The organism is Bacillus tianshenii (assembly GCA_020524525.2).
In the GTDB taxonomy this organism is placed as follows: domain Bacteria; phylum Bacillota; class Bacilli; order Bacillales; family Bacillaceae_N; genus Bacillus_AV.
The window spans coordinates 975,007-995,058 of record CP129018.1; the positions used below are offsets into that span (position 1 = coordinate 975,007).

Here is a 20,052-nt window from a genome sequence, read left to right on the forward strand (position 1 = left end):
TATTCCACGTTTTCGAACCAATAAGGGAAAAGCACAACAAGATAGATAGAAGCAGGTGTTGTAGTGATGTTTGAACATGAAACAGTATTAAGAGAAGAAGCAGTAGATGGTTTAAATGTGAAACCAGAGGGTATTTATGTGGATTGTACGCTAGGTGGTGCCGGGCATAGTGAATTAATCCTCTCAAAGCTGGCTGAGGGTGGTCATTTGTACGCATTTGACCAAGATATTAAAGCCCTTACACACGCTGAGGAAAAGCTTGCACCATACAAAGGAAAAGTAACGTTTATTCAAAGTAACTTTCGCTATTTGAAAGAAGAGCTGCAAGCACGCGGTGTAACAAAAGTCGATGGCGTACTATTCGACTTAGGCGTTTCTTCACCACAGCTAGATGAGGCAGAGCGTGGGTTCAGCTATCATAAGGACGCGCCTCTTGATATGCGGATGAATCAGCAGGCACAGTTGTCTGCAAAGGAAGTCGTCAACGAATGGGAATTTAATGATTTAGTCCGTATCTTCTTTAAATACGGTGAAGAAAAGTTTTCAAAGCAAATTGCACGAAAAATTGAAAGCCATCGTGAGGAAAAACCGATTGAAACGACCGCTGAGCTTGTAGAAATCATTAAGGAGGCCATTCCAGCACCTGCTAGAAGAAAAGGTGGTCATCCTGCAAAGCGGGTTTTCCAAGCAATTCGAATTGCTGTAAACGATGAGCTGAAAGTGTTTGAAGAAGCGATTGAGCAAGCAATCGATTTGGTTTCTGTCGGTGGAAGAGTGAGTGTCATAACATTCCACTCTTTAGAAGACAGAATTTGCAAACAAGTATTTAAAGAAAAAAGCAAAATGCCAGATTTACCGCCAGGGCTGCCGATTATACCGAAAGAGTTTGAGCCTATCTTAAAATTAGTATCACGAAAACCAATTCTTCCATCAGAGGATGAAATGGCTCAAAATAATCGTGCTCGTTCGGCGAAATTGCGAGTTGCTGAAAAACAGCGTGAAGAAAACGAATAACGTTTGAGAAGGAGGCGGGGTAGATGAGTCAAGTTGCAAGACATATACATAAGCGTCAGCAAGAGCAACAACAAACACAAACGAAGCAAGTGCGTCAGACCAAACTGAAGCATCGTGTTACACCAGGAGAAAAAATTATCTATCTACTATTTTCAACTGTCTTTGCGGTAATGTGTATCATTGTTGTCTCAAACCATGCGTCAATCTACCAAATTCAATCTGAAATGCAGCAGATCGAAAGTGATATTGATAATCAAAAACAAGTGAATCATAACTTAGAAGAAAAGGTGAGCGAACTAAGCAAGCCGGAGCGTATCTTGCGCAAAGCTTCTGAGAACGGTTTAAAGATTCAGAAAAACAACGTCCAAATGATTCCTTAATGGAGTGAGCGTGAAGGGAAATGCCAAAAAATACAAAAAATAAAAATATAAACAAAGGAGCAAGGATTCTGGCTATGTTTTTTATCCTGCTCTTTTTTGTTATGATTGCTCGTTTTCTTTATATTCAAACAACAAAAGAAGTCCAAGGTCATTCGCTGACCGCGATTGCCCAAGAGAAATGGACAAAGCAACAGACAATACCAGCTCATCGCGGCAAAATTCTTGACCGAAACGGGCTCGCGATTGCTGAAGACAGCACGTCCTATACAGTTTTTGCAATACTGGATGAGAATTATTCCAAGAATGCCCCTGGAACACGTCATGTAGACGATCCTGGAAAAGTTGCAAAGAAGCTTGCGCCACTGTTGAAGATGGATGTGGAAAAGCTAGAAGCCAGGCTATCAAAGGATAACTATGAAAAAGATCCATTTCAAGTTGAGTTTGGGAGTGCTGGGCGCTATATTGATTTAGAACTAAAAGAAAAGATCGAAGCACTCCATCTTCCTGGGATCTATTTTCGGCCAAATGTCATCCGTCATTATCCAAATGGAACGTTTGCTTCCCATGTTATCGGATATGCCCAGCCGAATGGAAAGGGCCTAATTGAAGGGAAAATGGGAATTGAGAAGCAATACAATGACATCATGACAGGGGAAGATGGGAACAGAACATACAAAAGTGACCGTAAAGGGTTCCGTCTGCCTGACCCGGCTGAAATGGTCAACGCCCCTGAGGATGGAAACGATGTATACTTAACGCTTGACCAAAAGATTCAAACATTTTTAGAAGCTGCTGTGACAGAAATGAACAAACAGTATAAGCCTAAGCAAATCATTGCGATTGTTGCTGATCCGAAAACAGGTGAAATTCTTGGCATGAGTACACGGCCAAGCTTTGACCCGAATATTCGAGACATTGAAAACTACCGAAATGAAGCGATTGCTTATCGGTTTGAGCCTGGTTCGACAATGAAGGCCTTCACGCTCGCCGCAGCGATTAATGAAGGGAAGTTCCCAGCAAACGAAACCTTCCAATCGGGGTCTTATAAATTATCAAGTGGTTCACGCCCTATCCATGACCATAATCGTAGAGGATGGGGAAAGATCACCTACTTAGAAGGTATTCAACGCTCATCTAACGTTGGTGTCGCTAAGCTTGTGCAAGATAAGCTTGGCACTGAGAAATTTCACGATTATTTAATTCGGTTTGGCTTTGATCGAAAAACAGGAATTGACTTACCGAAAGAAACAGCAGGGCGTATCCTTTATAATTATCCGATCGAGAAAATTACGACTGCGTTTGGTCAAGGTACAACGATCACACCGATTCAACAAATCCAAGCTGCAACAGCAATTGCAAACGATGGGAAAATGATGAAGCCTTATGTTGTAAAAGAAGTCGTGAATTCAAATACCGGTAAAACCATTAAGAAAACAGAGCCAGAGGTTGCAGGAGAGCCAATTAAGGCAAAGACAGCAAAGGAAGTACGCGACATTTTAGAAACAGTTGTTACTTCACCCAAAGGCACAGGTACAGCTTATAAACTAAAAGACTATTCGGTTGCCGGGAAAACAGGTACCGCGCAGATTCCAAACCCAGATGGTCCAGGTTATTTATATGGCCACAGTAACTATATCTTTTCATTCTTAGGGATGGCGCCGAAGGATGATCCACGTCTATTGATGTATGTAGCAGTGAAACAGCCGGAACTGAAAGGCTGGGAGCTTGGAAATGAACCGTCCTCGTATATTTTTAAAACGGTAATGGAAAATAGTCTTCACTACTTAAACATTGAACCAACAGAAGAAGAGAATCAGCCAAAAGTAAATGAGTTGAAAAAAGACGGCTCCTATAGCATGACGGTTCCTGATTTAACTGATAAAACAGCAAAGCAAGCACAAGAACAGTTGAAAAAAGAAGGCATTGAATCGATTGTTCTAGGCAGCGGGGATAAGGTAACGGCTCAGCTTCCTTATGCGGATTCGCAAATGCTTAAATCAGAAAAAGTTCTCCTCCGAACGAGCGGTGATGCCACAATGCCTGATATGAGCGGCTGGTCGATTCGCGATGTCATGAAGGTTGCGAAACTGCTTGAATTGAAGCCGAATGTCATGGGCAGCGGATATGTGCAAAAACAAAATATCCGTGCTGGCGCAACCGTGAAGCAGGGAGATTTCTTAGTTGTTGAAATGAGCCGACCGAACGAGCCGAAAAAGAAAGAAGACGAAAAGAAGGAAGAGGAAGATTTGCCAGTTGAAGTGCCAGAAGGAGCGTAACGCAGGCGAATTGCCGTTCTAATTCAACATGTACAAGCATAGGATGAAGCGAGAGTGGGAGAAGGAGGCTTTGTCCTTTGCGAGTATCAAATGTAACCGTAAGAAAAAGGTTGATTTCTGTTTTAGTAATCGGGATTTTGGTTTTTTCAATTATTGATGTGCGTCTTGGGTATGTTCAGCTTGTGAAAGGAAAATGGCTGACAGAGCGTGCGGAGGAATTATGGAGCCGTGATATCCCATTTGAGCCGGAGCGCGGCAAAATTCTTGACCGCAATGGTGAGCCGCTTGCAACGAATGTAAGTGCGCCAAGTGTTCTTGTGGTACCAAGGCAAATTGAAAATCCAGCAGAAACAGCAAAGGAATTAGCGGCCATTTTAAAGATGAGTGAAGAGAAAGCGTATCAGCACATCACAAAACGAACATCAATTGAGCGCATTCACCCAGAAGGCCGGAAGATTTCTCATGAAACAGCCAATGAAATTCGTGCCTTGAATTTACCTGGTGTCTATATTGCTGAAGATTCAAAGCGTCATTATCCAAACGGTGAATACCTTTCACATGTATTAGGGTTTACCGGAATTGATAATCAAGGGCTGACAGGTCTTGAATTGTATTATGATAAGAAGCTAGAAGGAACGAAAGGGCATGTCTCCTTTATATCAGATGCAAAGGGACGCAGAATGCCTGATGCTTCAGATGACTATGTGCCGCCTCAAGACGGCCTTGACTTAAGGCTGACGGTTGATTCACGTATTCAAACGATTGTAGAACGCGAGCTTGATAATGCGGAAGCTGCCTATAACCCAGATGGTATTATTGCGATTGCGATGAATCCGAAAACAGGTGAAATCTTAGCGATGTCGAGCAGGCCTGATTTTCATCCAGAAAACTACCGGGAAGTGCCTTCGGAGATCTATAACCGAAATCTTCCGGTGTGGAGTACATATGAGCCAGGCTCTACCTTCAAAATTATTACACTTGCTGCTGCATTAGAAGAGAAAGTAGTTGACTTACACAACGACCATTTTCATGACCCAGGCTACATTAAGGTAGCAGGAGCCACGTTAAAGTGCTGGAAACGCGGCGGACATGGTTCGCAGAGCTACTTAGAAGTAGTCCAAAACTCTTGTAACCCAGGGTTTGTAACACTTGGTGAAAAGCTTGGCAAGGAGAAGCTCTTTAAATACATTAAAGACTTTGGATTCGGGCAGAAAACAGGGATTGACCTGCAGGGTGAAGGGCGAGGCATTTTATTCTCTATGGATCGGGTTGGTCCTGTTGAGCTTGCGACAACTGCCTTCGGTCAAGGGGTTTCGGTAACACCGATTCAACAGGTTGCGGCTGTTGCTGCAGCGGTGAATGGTGGGTATCTTTATCAGCCGTATATTGCAAAAGAGTGGGTTGACCCAATTAGTGGAGAAATTGTGAGTCAAAATGAACCTGTCTTAAAGCGTCGTGTTATTTCGGAGGACGCATCGAAAGAAATACGGCATGCACTTGAAAGTGTAGTCGCTCAAGGAACAGGGAAGAATGCCTTTGTCGAAGGCTATCGCGTAGGCGGGAAAACAGGGACCGCTCAAAAAGTAAAAGACGGAAAATATATGAAAAACAATTATATTGTTTCCTTTATCGGAGTGGCGCCTGCTGATGACCCGCAATTGATCGTTTATACAGCAGTTGATAATCCGAAAGGGACCGTTCAATTTGGTGGTACAGTTGCTGCGCCAATTGTCGGTAATATTATGGAGGATTCACTGCGTGCGCTTAAGGTTCCGAAGCGAAAAGATCAGATCGAGAAAGAACGGGCCTGGAATGACGCCACACTTGTGGAAGTTCCAAATTTCGTAGGAGCAACACGTGAGGAAGCGCAAAGTTATTTGCTTAACTTAAAGGTTTCTTCAAGTGGAGAAGGCGATGTCATCGTTGACCAAGCCCCTGAAGCAGGAGTGAAGGTCGAAGAGGGTTCAACCATTCGTTTGTTCTTTAGTAAAAAATAATGTGCCGACAAACACATAAAGCTTTGCTATAATAAACAGGGCTTTTCATTGTAAAATGAAAGCGGCGGCGTAGGTATAAAAGGCGTCGCCGCTTATTTATGTATTGATTTCTTAAAACTTGAGAAAAGCTAGTAAAGGGGTTTGATAGCAGATGGAACTACATACATTGTTAAAAGCGTTGAAATTTTATCATATACATAATGAAGCAAATCCCGTCCTTACAGGAATAGAGATGGATTCCCGCCTTGTTCAGCCAGGCAGTCTCTTTGTCTGTGTGCGGGGCTATACTGTGGATGGCCACCGTTTTGCTGAGTCAGCAGTAGAAAACGGTGCGGCAGCGATTGTAGCAGAGGAAAAGCTTGATGTTTCCGTGCCAGTGATTGTCGTCAGCGACAGCAAGCGGGCACTTGCGATGCTTAGCGATCTGTTTTACGGATGTCCGACTCAAAAAATGCGCTTAATCGGGGTAACGGGCACAAATGGGAAGACGACTACGACTCATATGATTGATGAAATCTTCCGAGTAAATGGTGAAAAAACAGGGATGATCGGAACGATTCACATTAAAATGGGCGATGAAACAATTCCTGTTACGAATACAACTCCTGAATCGGTTGTTCTGCAGCAAAACTTCAGCAAAATGGAAAAACACGGTGTGCAAACAGCGGTGATGGAAGTTTCTTCACACGCACTTGACCTTGGGCGTGTTCGTGGCTGTGATTTTGATGTAGCGGTGTTTACGAATTTAACTCAGGATCATTTAGACTATCACGAAACGATGGATGAATACCGCCGGGCGAAGGGGTTGTTGTTTGCTCAATTAGGTGGGGCATTTCATCCTGAAAAACCGAAGTATGCTGTGTTGAATATGGATGACACAGCCTCAGAACAATACGCAAGAAGCACTGCAGCACATGTCCTTACATATGGTATTAATAAACAGGCAGATGTTCGAGCAGAAAGCATTCAGATGACGAATCAAGGCACGACGTTTACTCTTGTTACACCTGTAGGCTCAACAGCAATCACGATGAAATTTGTAGGTCGTTTTAGCATTTATAATGTCCTTGCGGCTGCGGCTGCGGCGATTGCATGTGATGTGAAGCTAACGACTGTAGCAGAAGCGATTGAGGGGATGGAAGGTGTAGCAGGCCGGTTTGAGCTTGTGAATGCCGGACAGCCGTTCTCTGTCATTGTCGATTATGCACACACACCAGACAGCCTTGAAAACGTCTTGAAAACAGTCAAAGATGTAACAGAGCAGAAGATTTATTGTATTGTAGGCTGCGGTGGAGACCGTGATAAAACAAAACGCCCGCTGATGGCAAAGATTGCAGCACATTATGCGGATGAGGCTGTTTTAACATCAGATAACCCTCGCAGTGAGGACCCTGAGCAAATCTTACGTGACATGGAAGCAGGTATTGCAGACGAGAATTATACAACCATTACTGACCGGAAAGAAGCCATTCATTATGCCGTTTCTAAAGCACAAGCAGGGGATGTTGTCCTGATCGCGGGAAAAGGCCATGAAACGTATCAAATTATCGGTGATAAAACATATGATTTCGATGACAGGGTTGTCGCAGCTCAAGCAGTAAAGGAGCGGTACGAATGAATTTAACATTAAATGATTTAAGTACAATCTTTTCCGAATATAAAGGGGCTGGGAAAGATAATGTAATAATAAGAAGTGTTTTTATTGATAGCCGTAAGCAGGTTGAAAAGGGGTTGTTTGTTCCGATTCAAGGCGAGCGCTTTGATGGACATGAATTTTTAAAAGGCGCGATTGAAAATGGTGCGATTGCAGCACTTTGGCAAAAGGATGTAGAGGTACCTGCCTATGTGCCGAATGATTTTCCGCTTTATTTCGTCGCTGATACCCTAACAGCACTTCAAGAGTTATCGAAGTTTTATTTGCAGACAGTCCAGCCAGAGGTAATCGGCATTACGGGAAGTAATGGAAAGACAACAACGAAAGATTTCATTGAGGCAGTGATGAAGAAGAAATACCGGACGCATAAGACAGCTGGTAATTTCAACAACCATATCGGCTTGCCGCTTACGATTCTTGCTATGCCTGCTCATACTGAAGTGCTGATTCTAGAGATGGGGATGAATAACTTCGGTGAAATTTCATTTTTAAGCACGCTTGCAAAGCCGAATGCCGCCGTTATTACTAATATCGGCGAGTCTCACCTTGAACAGTTAAAAACACGTGAAGGTATTGCGAAAGCCAAAATGGAAATCATGGACGGTCTGCAAACGGGTGGTCATGTCATGATTGATGGAGATGAACCATTGCTCACGACACGCTTACATGGAAATAAAGTAATTACCTGCGGGTTTGGCTCTGATAACAACACATTCATAAGCGACGTAGAGCTTTCAGAAACAGAAATGACTTTCTCATTAAATGGTGAGGAAAGCTATACACTTGAAACACTTGGTAAGCATCACGCAAAGAATGCCTCTTATGCAATTGTGCTTGGAAAAATGCATGACATTTCATCTGAAGACATTCAAGCAGGCTTAAAAGAAGTCGAAGTGACCGGCATGCGCTTTCAGCGTGAAATAGGAACAAATGGGGTTCTGCTTATTAATGATGCTTACAATGCATCACCAACATCGATGAAGGCTGCAATTGAGACTGTTAAGCAAATAGGCGGCTATAAGCGTTATGTTGTTGTACTTGGTGATATGTATGAGCTTGGCGAACAAGAAGAAGCCCTGCATCGTTCTGTAGCTGAGGCTATTACAGAGCCAATTACGCATCTCTTTACAATCGGAGAAAAAGCAAAATGGATTGCAGATGAATACAAAAAAGTAGGCGAAAAATGCATCGTTCATGCGTATAATGATAAAGACGCGGCATTTTCAGAACTTCAGAAGCTAGCTGATTCAGAAACGGTCATTTTATTTAAAAGCTCCCGTAAACTTGCATTAGAAACATTAGTCAATCATTTAAAACAATCATAGGAAAGGAGGGCAAGCAGTGGAAGTTAAAGGAATCGTTTGGACATTAATACTTTCATTTCTAATCGCAGCACTGCTTTCACCAATTATTATCCCATTTTTGCGTCGTTTGAAGTTTGGCCAAAGCATTCGTGAAGAAGGGCCGCAATCACATCAGAAGAAGTCAGGAACACCGACAATGGGTGGCGTTATGATTATTATTTCAATCGTCGCTGCCACATTTCTGATGGCGGCTCAATTTACAGAGCCAAGCCGTGAAACATATCTTCTATTATTTGTTACATTTACGTATGGACTGCTCGGTTTTCTCGATGATTACATTAAAGTTGTAATGAAACGAAATCTAGGTCTTACATCGAAACAAAAGCTAGTCGGCCAGCTGATTATTGCACTTGTTTTCTATTTCGTACTTGCTCAGTCGCAGTTTTCTACATACGTGAATATTCCAGGTACAGACTTAGGCTTTGATTTCGGTTGGGTGTATATGATTTTGATGATCGTGATGTTAGTTGGCGGCTCTAATGCGGTGAACTTAACAGATGGGCTTGATGGCCTACTTGCAGGAACAGCTGCGATTGCATTCGGCGCATTTTCCATTCTTGCCTGGTATCAAGGTCAGTATGAGGTAGCCATTTTTTGTACCGCAGTCGTCGGCGCAGTGCTCGGCTTCTTAGTGTTCAACGCACATCCTGCGAAGGTTTTTATGGGGGATACTGGCTCTCTTGCACTCGGTGGTGCCGTTGCAGCCGTTGCTATTTTATTAAAGCTTGAAATTCTGCTTGTCATTATTGGCGGCGTATTTGTAATTGAAACATTATCTGTTATCATCCAAGTTATTTCTTTTAAAACAACAGGCAAACGTGTGTTCAAGATGAGTCCATTGCACCACCATTATGAATTAATGGGATGGAGTGAGTGGCGCGTCGTCGTGACATTTTGGTTTGTTGGATTATTATTTGCATGTATTGGAATCTATATAGAGGTGTGGATCTAAGTGAACGAACAAACGAGTTATCGTGGAAAACAAGTACTTGTGTTAGGCTTGGCCAAAAGCGGCGCTGCTGCAGCCAAGCTTTTACAGCGTCTTGGTGCGAAAATTGTCGTAAATGATAAGCAGGACCTTTCAGAAGATAGCAATGCAAAAGAACTTGAAGCACTCGGCATTGAAGTAATCGGCGGCGGCCATCCAGACGGCTTGCTGGACCGTGGCTTTGAATGTATTGTGAAAAACCCGGGAATTCCGTACCATGTCCCTCTCCTTAAGGAAGCGGCAGAGCGGAACATTCCAGTGATTACAGAAGTCGAGCTCGCCTATGAGATTAGTGAAGCTGACATCATAGGTATTACAGGTTCTAACGGAAAGACAACGACAACAACGCTTATACATGAAATGTTAAAGGCAAGTCAGAAGCAAGCGCGTCTAGCAGGGAATATTGGAAAAGTAGCATGTGAATCTGCACAAGCTGCCAAGAAAGATGAATGGCTTGTAACCGAATTATCATCATTTCAATTAATGGGCACACGTGAATTTCGTCCGAAAATTTCGGTGCTGTTAAATATTTTTGATGCTCATCTTGATTATCACGGCACGAAAGAAAACTACATTGCGGCAAAAGCTGAATTGTTTAAAAACCAAACCGCAGAAGATATAGCTGTTCTAAATGCGGATGATGAACATGTAAGAAACTTAGCAGAAACGATTCAGGCAACGGTCGTTTTCTTTTCAGTGAAAGAAGAAATTGCTAGTGGGGCATATGTGAAGGAAGGCACTGTCTATTATAAAAATGAAAAGATCATTGAAACAGCAGATATTGTACTGCCAGGCTCACATAACCTTGAAAACATTCTTGCGGCGATTGCAGCGGTTAAAGCAGCTGGTGGAACAAATGAAGGCATACGCCAAGTGCTGACAACCTTCACAGGTGTAACACATCGCTTGCAATATGTTGACACTGTTGATGAGCGAAGATTTTACAATGATTCAAAGGCAACGAATATTCTTGCTGCCGAAAAGGCCGTAGCAGCGTTTGAACAGCCGGTTATTCTTCTCGCTGGGGGATTGGACCGTGGGAACAGCTTTGATGCACTTATTCCTTCCTTGAAAGGGATAAAAGGGATTGTCACCTATGGGGAAACAGCACCAAAGTTAATTGAAGCAGCTGAACAGGCGGGATTAAAAACAATCGAACGTGTCGATAATTTAGAACAAGCCGTTCAAAAAGCTTTCGGATTATCAGCACGTGGTGATGTCATTCTATTATCTCCTGCTTGTGCAAGCTGGGATCAATTTAAAACGTTTGAAGAACGAGGAGACATGTTTGTAGACTGCGTGCATAAACTGAAAGTGAGGGCTTGACTCATTCTGCCATTGCGGAGGATTTGAGGTGTCGATAACGTGCATAAACGTACTGCGCCTGACTATGTATTGGTGTTGGCAACGTTTTTGCTTCTCACTGTCGGTTTAATTATGGTCTACAGTGCAAGCGCGATTTGGGCAGATTATAAGTTTGATGATAGTTTCTTCTTTGCAAAACGTCAGCTCCTTTTTGCTGGGGTAGGCATTGTGGCAATGTTTTTCATGATGAATGTTGATTATTGGACATGGCGAACTCACTCAAAGTTATTATTGCTTGTCTGCTTTGGGCTGCTGCTTGTCGTCTTAATCCCAGGGGTGGGATTAGTACGCGGTGGGGCGCGAAGCTGGCTTGGAGTTGGAGCCTTCTCCATTCAGCCGTCAGAATTTATGAAACTTGCGATGATTGCCTTCCTCGCCAAATATTTAAGTGAGCATCAAAAGAAGATAACGTCATTTAAACGCGGTCTCGTTCCATCATTAGGTCTTGTCATGACCGCGTTCGGCTTAATTATGCTGCAGCCTGATCTTGGGACAGGCACAGTGCTTGTCGGAACTTGTGTCGTGATGATTTACACGGCAGGGGCGCGAATTAGCCACTTTGTCGCGCTCGGTGTTGTCGGTCTGGCTGGTTTCGTCGGTTTGATTGCATCTGCTCCATATCGGATTAAACGAATCACATCGTTTCTAGATCCGTGGCAGGACCCGCTAGGAAGCGGTTTTCAAATCATTCAATCACTCTATGCAATCGGACCCGGCGGATTACTTGGCCTTGGCTTAGGAAAGAGCCGTCAGAAGTTCTTCTACGTACCAGAGCCGCAGACAGACTTTATTTTCTCAATTATTGCTGAAGAACTAGGGTTTATTGGCGGAACGTTTGTCTTACTGTTGTTCGCCGTTCTGTTGTGGCGCGGCATTCGGATTGCACTTGGTGCGCCAGATTTGTTTGGGTCTTTCCTGGCGGTTGGGATCGTTTCCATGATCGCTATCCAAGTGATGATTAATATCGGTGTTGTAACGGGACTGATGCCTGTCACAGGGATTACACTCCCATTTTTAAGCTATGGCGGTTCATCGTTAACGCTCATTTTAGTAGCGATCGGTATCTTGTTAAATATCAGCCGTTACGCCCGTTATTAGTCACGATCTAGGCAAGAGCTGAATATGATAAGTTAGGGAGGAAAGAAAGCATTGACAAACGTGTTGCTCCTTTCTAATGGATTTATGTAAAAAACCCTGTTCTAGCAGGGTTTATCTTTTTCTTTTGGGGGAAAAGAGCGCTTGTAAGAAATTCTTATTTATGTTTTTTTGGGGGGAACAGTTGATTCTCCTGCTTTTAATAAATTTGCCGAAATACAACGAAATAGAAAGTTGACTTTGTTTGTGAAATTGGAGGTTTTGTGACGATGAAGGTCGTGGTAAGCGGCGGAGGCACAGGCGGGCATATCTATCCAGCACTTGCCTTTATCCGTGAACTAAAGAAGAAAGACAAGGATGCAGAGGTTCTCTACATTGGTACAGAAAAGGGGTTAGAATCACGAATCATTGGAAAGGAAGAAATCCCTTTCAAAACCATTGAAATTTCTGGTTTCAAACGAAAGCTCTCAGTTGATAATCTCAAAACAGTGATGCTCTTTTTGCAAGGTGTGAAAAAGAGTAAACAATATTTGAAAGAGTTTCAACCTGATGTGGTTCTAGGTACAGGCGGCTACGTGTGTGGGCCTGTTGTTTATGCGGCTGCAAAAATGGGTATTCCGACAGTGATTCATGAACAAAATAGTGTGCCAGGACTTACGAATAAGTTCTTAAGCCGCTATGTTGATAAGGTGGCGCTGTCATTTGAAGATGCAGCTTCATATTTTCCAAGTAAGAAAGTTGAGCTGACAGGTAATCCGCGGGCTTCAGAGGTAGCCTCACAGCACAATGCACGGGCAAAGGAAGAACTCGGTCTCGACCCTCGCAAGCCTGTTGTCCTGATTGTTGGAGGAAGCCGCGGTGCTAGACCGATTAATGAGGCCTTTATAAAAGGACTTGATGAAGTAGGCAAGCGAAGCTATCAATTCCTGTATATTACAGGAGAGGTGCATTATGACGACGTAATGAAAACGGTCGAAAAGAATAAAAATTTGTCGAATGTCATCATAAGGCCATTTGTCTATAATATGCCAGAAATACTCGGCAGTATGGATTGCATTGTTGCTCGTGCTGGTGCGACGACACTTGCAGAGATTACGGCTCTTGGCTTACCTAGTATTTTAATCCCAAGCCCATATGTAACAAACAATCACCAAGAAAAGAACGCACGAACGTTAAGTGATCATGGAGCTGCCATTCTTCGTCTTGAACAAGAACTGAATGCCAAACAGCTGCTTGCGGATATTGACAGCATCATGCTTGATGAATCAAAGCGCACAGAAATGAGTGACAAGTCAAGACAGATCGGCATGCCTGATGCAGCAGAGAATCTGTATAACTGTATGCGCGCTTTAAAAACGAAATAACCTGAGGAGGGCTCTAAATGGAACAAATCATAAAACTTCTCAAAGAAGCAGGTGTACCGCAAGTATGTCAAAATGAACTACTATCTAAACATACGACGATGAAAGTTGGCGGTCCTGCACAGCTCTTTATCGAACCGCAAAATGCAGATGAACTGCAAAAAGCGTTACGTATTCTCCACAAAGAAGGCATAGAATGGCGGGCGATTGGCCGTGGTTCCAACCTGCTTGTTCATGATGACGGCATTAAAGGAGCTGTTATTAAGCTCGGCACAGGCATGGATGAGCTTGAGCAGAACGGTACTGAGCTACGCGTTGGGGGCGGATATCCTCTTATAAAATTAGCGACGATTATCAGTCGTAAAGGGGTGTCTGGCTTAGAGTTTGCTGGAGGTATCCCTGGTTCTGTCGGTGGAGCTGTCTATATGAATGCAGGTGCACATGGCTCAGATATGTCGAAAATCTTAAAGAAAGCTCGTATCATCTTTCATGATGGCACTTCTGAATGGCTTTCCAATGAAGAGATGGCGTTTTCTTATCGAACTTCTGTTTTACAAAAGAAGCGGCCAGGAATTTGTGTAGAGGCTATACTAACCTTACAAGAAGGTGATCGTGACGAGGTGGTCGCAGAGATGCAAAAGCACAAAGACTATCGGCGTGATACTCAGCCGTGGAATTTTCCGTGTGCTGGCAGTATATTTCGTAACCCACTTCCTAATCATGCTGGAAAGCTTGTAGAAGAAGCAGGGCTCAAAGGCTACCAAATCGGCGGTGCAAAAGTCTCTGATCTTCACGGGAACTTTATTGTAAATGATGGAGATGCAACTGCAAAAGATGTGATGGAGTTAATTTCCTATATCCAAAGTACTATTAAACAAAAATTTGACATTGACATGGAAACAGAAGTTGAAATAATTGGCGGAAACAACTGAGATAAAAGGTAAAATATGATATAATAAATACCGCTAATAAAGCGATATACATGCTTTTACTTGCAAACGGCATACGTTTTAATGCCGTTTCTCTCATTGTATGGGATTTCGAGCAGGTTAAAGGGAAAATCGCTTTTGCAACTAAAGCTGATAGGCAATGTTTTCATGTTGTTCAACGAAAATTTATGTAGAGCGTGCGGGGGATAAGGATGGAAAAAGGAAAAATCGTATCGCTTGAGGACCGTATACCAAAGCTCAAAGAGCAGCGGAAGAAAAAGGCGAACCGCCGCTTTATTTTTTATATTGTGTTTTTCTTTGTGATGATCGCAGCGATTGTGTATGTGCAATCACCCTTAAGTAAAGTATCCTCTTTAGAAGTCTCGGGAAATCGCTATATTTCCTCTGAAGAAATCATCACGTTAAGCGGTTTGTCGAAACAAGATAATATTTGGAAAGTTGATGAAGAGGAGACAGCACGAAAGATTGAGAAGCATCCTGAAATCAAAAGTGTTACAGTGGACAAGCATTTTATTAATACGGTGGAGTTCTTAGTAGAAGAGAATGCACGTACAGCTTATTTGCTGCGTGAAGGGAAATTTCACCCGATCCTAGAAACGGGCAAAATCTTACCAGCATTAGATTCAGCTGACGTGCCAGTTGCAGCGCCTGTCTTAATGAATTGGGAGCCAAGTGAAGCCCTTCAGGAAATGGCCGCAGAACTACGTAAGGTACCACCAAGTATTATGAATAATATTGCTGAAATCCATCATACTCCGATGAAGTCAGACCAACTTCATGTAACGCTTTTTATGAACGATGGCCAAGAAGTAAGCATTACTGTTCGAAACTTTGCTGAGAAGATAACGGCATATCCAGCGATTGCAAGCCGCCTCAAGCCTGAACAAAAAGGTGTTATTCATTTAGAGGTAGGTGCTTACTTCAAGGAATATAAGAATGATGAAAAGAAAGAGAAAGAAGAGGGAGAAGCTGACAATGAAGCTTAGAGGAAAACATGTCGTACTCTCTTTCGCCTTACTTATGATTGGTTTTCTCGTTTCATTTTCCTACCAATTTACCAACCATGAAGGCTTGAACAAAGTGCCTGACAAGCAGTGGGATAAGGAATACCAGTACCGTGAAACACTCATTAATCAAGAAGAGCGAACAAAACGTCTTCAAGAGGAACTATATGAGAAACAAGAGAAGGTTCGAAAGACTGAGGAAGAACTTGCTCAAAAAGAGAAAAAAAGCTCTTTAACCTTGTAGAGGATGTAGAAAAGCTTCGCATGTACGCAGGTGTTGTTAAGGTACAAGGTCCTGGCCTTGAAGTAAGTCTACGAGATGCCTCTTATATTAAGGATGAGGAGAACGTCAATAATTACATCGTGCATGATGCGCATGTACATAAAGTAATTAATGAATTGCTTTCATCTGGGGCGAAGGCAATTGCTGTGAATGGTCAACGTCTTCTTCATGATTCATATATTGCATGTGTCGGTCCGGTCATCACAGTTGATGGAAAAGAGCATGCAGCACCGTTTGTCATTACGGCAATCGGCAATCCAAATGATTTGTACGAATCAATGAACCTCTCTCAAGGTGTCAAAGACCAGCTTGTAAGCGACAATGTCGAAGTGCGAATCGAGAAGAGAGAAAATGTAACACTTGAACCTTACTTAGGCCAAACGAATGAAATTCCTAATTCATAAGAATGTGAACGATAGAGCTGACATGGCGTTGTTAACGTAGGCGTTCCGTTAAGAAAGGTGATTGACGATGGGCAACCGAAATCTTTGGACAATGGCACTCATCTCCATTGTCCTCGGTCTAATGCTTGCGATTCAGTTCCAATCTACCCAAGAACCAGACACACGAGATACACGGGATATGTGGGAGCTGCGCCAAGATTTGAAAGAAGAGCAAGAGCTTCAATCTGAAATTCTTAAAGAGATTTACAATATCGATCAGTTAATGCGAAAGTATGAGGAAAATGAAGTATGGGCTCAAGAGAGTGCGTTAGCTGAGCAAAAAGAAGAATTAAAAAAGAAAATAGGGCTGACCGAGGTGAGCGGACGTGGAGTCGTAATTACGATTGAGCCGCTTTTTAGTGAGTCAATCTATGGCCAAGCGTATAAAACACCTTCACCTCAATTGCTTACAAGGCTTATTAATGAGCTAAATATGTATCAGGCAAAAGCAATCGCAATTGCGGACCAACGGGTAATTTCAACGACACCCATTCGTGATGTAAACGGTAAAACCTATGTTAACTTAAAGCCGATTCCACCTTTGCCGTTAAAAATTAAAGTGTTAGCCAAAGACGCTGAAAAGCTTCATAACCATATGCTTGTCTCACAATCTGCTGATGATTTTGCGATTGAGAATTTGAAGCTGTCATCTGAAGTTGTGCCAAAAGTAACACTTCCAGAGTATGACGGAACACTACGAATTCAATATATGGAACCGGTTAAACTAGAAGAGGGGAACAGTTAACATGTGGCTGCCTTTTATCGGATTATTAATTGGGATTATTTTAGGATTACTAACGAACATCACAATTCCAGATGAGTATTCGAATTATTTATCAATAGCTGTTCTTGCTGCGCTTGATACACTCTTCGGTGGTATTCGAGCTCATTTGCAGCATATCTTTGATGATAAAGTTTTTGCAACAGGCTTTTTTTCCAACATCTTACTTGCAGCAGGGTTAGCTTTTCTCGGTGTCCACTTAGGAGTTGATCTCTATTTAGCAGCTGTTTTTGCGTTTGGAGTGAGACTTTTCCAAAACATTGCAGTGATTCGGAGAATATTACTGGAAAAATGGACGAAATCACGAGAAAAATAGAAAAAAATCAATTTTTTAAAAGGGAAAACCCTTTCCTTGTTGAATACAAACAATAAAATACCATATCGGAATACACCATTTCAGTGAAGTGAGTGATGGCCTGTTGGACTAGGGTTAAAAGGAGGTGCCAAAGAATGAACAGCAACGAGATTTATGTTAGTTTAGACATCGGTACATCCAATGTTAAAGTGATTATTGGAGAGGTTTCCAATGATTCTTTAAATATCATTGGAGTGGGTAATGTACAATCAGAAGGATTACGAAAGGGTTCCATAGTAGACATAGATGAAACCGTTCATTCTATTCGAAAGGCAGTCGAACAAGCAGAGCGAATGGTCGGCCTCGACATTAAACGTGTAATTGTAGGTGTAAGTGGCAATCAAATTGAATTGATGCATTGTCATGGTGTAGTAGCCGTCCAAAGTGAAAATAAAGAAATTCGAAATGAGGACGTCGCTCGTGTCATTGATGCAGCGCAAGTTGTTTCGATTCCACCTGAAAGGGAAATCATTAGTGTGGTGCCACATCAATTTATTGTTGACGGTGTTGGTGAAATTAATGACCCACGTGGCATTATTGGTGTTCGTCTTGAAGTGGAAGGAACGATTATAACAACGTCCAAAAATGTCTTACATAACTTACTCCGCTGTGTCGAGCGAGCTGGCTTGGAAATCATTGATATTTCCCTGCAGCCTCTTGCAGCGGGACACTTTGCATTATCAAAAGATGAGAAATACATGGGTGCTGCACTGATTGATATTGGTGGAGGAACAACAACAATTTCCGTTTTTGAGCAAGGACAAATGCAAGCTGTTACAACTCTGCCGTTTGGCGGCACCAATATGACGAAAGATATTTCAATCGGGTTGCGTACAACGGCAGAAGAAGCAGAGAAAGTAAAGGTTAAATACGGTTATGCATACTTTGACATGGCTTCAGAAGACGAAACATTTAGCGTGCCTGTCATTGGCAGTGATACAAAAGAAACTTACAATCAGTTGGAGTTATCTGATATCATTGAAGCCAGATTAGAAGAAATGTTTGAAATGATTCAAGAAACACTCCGTAAGATGGGCTATCGAGAATTACCGGGTGGATATGCTTTAACAGGCGGTGTAGCGAATATGACAGGGGTTGTCGAGTTGGCACGAGAAGTGTTACAACCTAATGTAAGGATTGCTCATCCAGATTATATAGGTGTACGCGAGCCACAATATACAACAGGTGTCGGGTTAATCCGTTATATTCACCATAAAGCAAAATTACAAGGTATAGAGGTTGATGGCTCCGTTTCAGAAGCTGAAGAGGAATATGCTGCTACAAGTGAGCCGCAGTCACCAAAGAAATCAAAAGCGAAGAAAGCCAACAAAGAAAATATGAAGGATAAAATGAAACAATGGATTGGCTATTTCTTTGAATAGGGAAATTAGTATGAAGTAATTTGGACGATTAGGAGGATCTGACATGTTGCAATTTGACACGGAAATGGATCAGTTAGCTACGATAAAGGTCATCGGTGTAGGCGGCGGCGGAAGCAACGCTGTCAACCGCATGATTGAGCATGGCGTACAAGGAGTAGAGTTTATTGCTGTAAATACGGACGCACAAGCTCTTAATCTATCAAAAGCCGAAACGAAGATGCAAATCGGCTCAAAATTAACGCGAGGGCTTGGTGCAGGTGCAAACCCAGAAGTAGGTAAGAAAGCGGCTGAAGAAAGCAAAGAACAAATTGAGGAAGCGTTAAGAGGCGCAGATATGGTATTCGTAACAGCTGGTATGGGCGGTGGAACAGGCACAGGTGCTGCTCCAGTTATTGCCCAAATCTCAAAAGAACTTGGCGCACTTACAGTTGGCGTTGTGACACGTCCGTTTACATTTGAAGGTCGTAAGCGTTCAACACAGGCGGCTGGCGGTATTAATTCAATGAAGGATAACGTTGATACATTAATTGTTATTCCAAATGACCGCTTGCTTGAAATTGTCGACAAGAATACACCAATGCTTGAAGCATTCCGTGAAGCGGATAATGTTCTTCGCCAAGGTGTACAAGGTATTTCTGATTTGATTGCAGTTCCTGGTTTAATTAACCTTGACTTTGCAGATGTGAAAACAATTATGTCTGATAAAGGTTCTGCATTAATGGGGATCGGGATTGCAACAGGTGAAAGCCGTGCAGCAGAAGCAGCGAAAAAAGCGATTTCCAGCCCGCTTCTTGAAACATCAATTGATGGTGCTCAAGGCGTGCTGATGAATATCACTGGCGGCTCTAATTTAAGCCTTTATGAAGTTCAAGAGGCTGCAGATATCGTCTCTTCTGCTTCTGATGAAGAAGTGAATATGATCTTCGGTTCTGTCATTAATGATAATTTAAAAGATGAAATCGTCGTAACAGTTATCGCAACAGGCTTTAATGATATTGACCTGAGTCAATCAAAGCCGAGACGTCCAATGATGCAAAGCGGACGTAATAATATGGCATCAAAGCCGAAACCACGTGAAGAAAAACCGACAGAACAACCGCGTACACCTTCTTTCAATCCACAACCAGAGGAAGATACGCTCGAAATTCCAACCTTCCTACGTAACCGAAATCGTAGAAGAAAATAAATACAGAAAGCTTGCAGGGAAATCCTGCAAGCTTTTTTTATGCAATAAAATAGGTTTTTGATTCGTCTTGCATGTTCAAAGCTAAAGGTCCCCCAATACGAAATAACTATTAAAACAGGAAAAATAGTCATAATGCATTAAATTAAGAGAAAAATATGTTAAAATATGATTAGA

16 protein-coding genes and 1 pseudogene are annotated in these 20,052 nt (G+C 42.5%); all 17 read left to right on the forward strand.

What is annotated here, in order from left to right:
- Window positions 1–66 precede the first annotated feature (66 nt).
- The 17 genes and pseudogenes from rsmH (at window position 67) to ftsZ (ending at window position 19,878) form a co-directional block, all read left to right on the forward strand.
- Window positions 67–1,014 carry a 16S rRNA (cytosine(1402)-N(4))-methyltransferase RsmH gene (gene rsmH / locus LC040_04850; protein WLR52241.1) on the forward strand — a complete coding sequence of 316 codons (948 nt, stop codon included), beginning with the start codon at window positions 67–69 and terminating at the stop codon, window positions 1,012–1,014.
- 23 nt (window positions 1,015–1,037) lie between these two features.
- Window positions 1,038–1,394, forward strand: a complete 357-nt coding sequence (gene ftsL / locus LC040_04855; protein WLR52242.1) for a cell division protein FtsL — start codon at window positions 1,038–1,040, stop codon at window positions 1,392–1,394.
- A gap of 74 nt (window positions 1,395–1,468) precedes the next feature.
- Window positions 1,469–3,670 carry a penicillin-binding protein gene (locus tag LC040_04860; protein ID WLR52243.1) on the forward strand — a complete coding sequence of 734 codons (2,202 nt, stop codon included), beginning with the start codon at window positions 1,469–1,471 and terminating at the stop codon, window positions 3,668–3,670.
- A 77-nt stretch (window positions 3,671–3,747) separates the two neighbouring features.
- Window positions 3,748–5,667 carry a stage V sporulation protein D gene (locus LC040_04865; GenBank protein WLR52244.1) on the forward strand — a complete coding sequence of 640 codons (1,920 nt, stop codon included), beginning with the start codon at window positions 3,748–3,750 and terminating at the stop codon, window positions 5,665–5,667.
- A 151-nt stretch (window positions 5,668–5,818) separates the two neighbouring features.
- Window positions 5,819–7,285, forward strand: coding sequence for a UDP-N-acetylmuramoyl-L-alanyl-D-glutamate--2,6-diaminopimelate ligase (locus tag LC040_04870; protein ID WLR52245.1), 1,467 nt, complete (start codon window positions 5,819–5,821; stop codon window positions 7,283–7,285).
- Window positions 7,282–8,646 (forward strand): UDP-N-acetylmuramoyl-tripeptide--D-alanyl-D-alanine ligase, encoded by a 1,365-nt coding sequence (murF, locus tag LC040_04875; protein WLR52246.1) that lies wholly within the window; start codon window positions 7,282–7,284, stop codon window positions 8,644–8,646. Before LC040_04870 ends, murF begins: the two co-directional genes overlap by 4 nt.
- 16 nt (window positions 8,647–8,662) lie before the next feature.
- Window positions 8,663–9,637, forward strand: coding sequence for a phospho-N-acetylmuramoyl-pentapeptide-transferase (mraY, locus tag LC040_04880; protein WLR52247.1), 975 nt, complete (start codon window positions 8,663–8,665; stop codon window positions 9,635–9,637).
- A complete protein-coding gene (gene murD, locus LC040_04885; protein WLR52248.1) occupies window positions 9,638–10,999 on the forward strand; it encodes a UDP-N-acetylmuramoyl-L-alanine--D-glutamate ligase in 1,362 nt (453 codons plus the stop codon).
- A gap of 39 nt (window positions 11,000–11,038) precedes the next feature.
- Complete coding sequence (gene spoVE, locus LC040_04890; protein ID WLR52249.1) at window positions 11,039–12,136, forward strand: stage V sporulation protein E; 1,098 nt, start codon at window positions 11,039–11,041, stop codon at window positions 12,134–12,136.
- A gap of 266 nt (window positions 12,137–12,402) precedes the next feature.
- The gene (gene murG / locus LC040_04895; GenBank protein ID WLR52250.1) at window positions 12,403–13,497 is read left to right on the forward strand and encodes an undecaprenyldiphospho-muramoylpentapeptide beta-N-acetylglucosaminyltransferase; all 1,095 of its coding nucleotides are present in this window, start codon (window positions 12,403–12,405) and stop codon (window positions 13,495–13,497) included.
- A gap of 17 nt (window positions 13,498–13,514) precedes the next feature.
- Window positions 13,515–14,426 carry a UDP-N-acetylmuramate dehydrogenase gene (murB, locus tag LC040_04900; GenBank protein ID WLR52251.1) on the forward strand — a complete coding sequence of 304 codons (912 nt, stop codon included), beginning with the start codon at window positions 13,515–13,517 and terminating at the stop codon, window positions 14,424–14,426.
- Between the two features lie 209 nt (window positions 14,427–14,635).
- Window positions 14,636–15,430 (forward strand): FtsQ-type POTRA domain-containing protein, encoded by a 795-nt coding sequence (locus LC040_04905; protein WLR52252.1) that lies wholly within the window; start codon window positions 14,636–14,638, stop codon window positions 15,428–15,430.
- A pseudogene (locus LC040_04910) lies at window positions 15,420–16,135 on the forward strand (DUF881 domain-containing protein). The gene LC040_04905 and the pseudogene LC040_04910 overlap by 11 nt, the downstream one beginning before the upstream one ends.
- Before the next feature lie 67 nt (window positions 16,136–16,202).
- Entirely contained in the window at window positions 16,203–16,919 is a 717-nt protein-coding gene (locus LC040_04915; protein WLR52253.1) for a DUF881 domain-containing protein, read from the forward strand.
- A gap of 1 nt (window position 16,920) precedes the next feature.
- The gene (locus LC040_04920; GenBank protein ID WLR52254.1) at window positions 16,921–17,271 is read left to right on the forward strand and encodes a small basic family protein; all 351 of its coding nucleotides are present in this window, start codon (window positions 16,921–16,923) and stop codon (window positions 17,269–17,271) included.
- A 134-nt stretch (window positions 17,272–17,405) separates the two neighbouring features.
- A complete protein-coding gene (gene ftsA / locus LC040_04925; GenBank protein WLR52255.1) occupies window positions 17,406–18,692 on the forward strand; it encodes a cell division protein FtsA in 1,287 nt (428 codons plus the stop codon).
- A gap of 43 nt (window positions 18,693–18,735) precedes the next feature.
- Window positions 18,736–19,878, forward strand: a complete 1,143-nt coding sequence (ftsZ, locus tag LC040_04930; protein WLR52256.1) for a cell division protein FtsZ — start codon at window positions 18,736–18,738, stop codon at window positions 19,876–19,878.
- Window positions 19,879–20,052 lie beyond the last annotated feature (174 nt).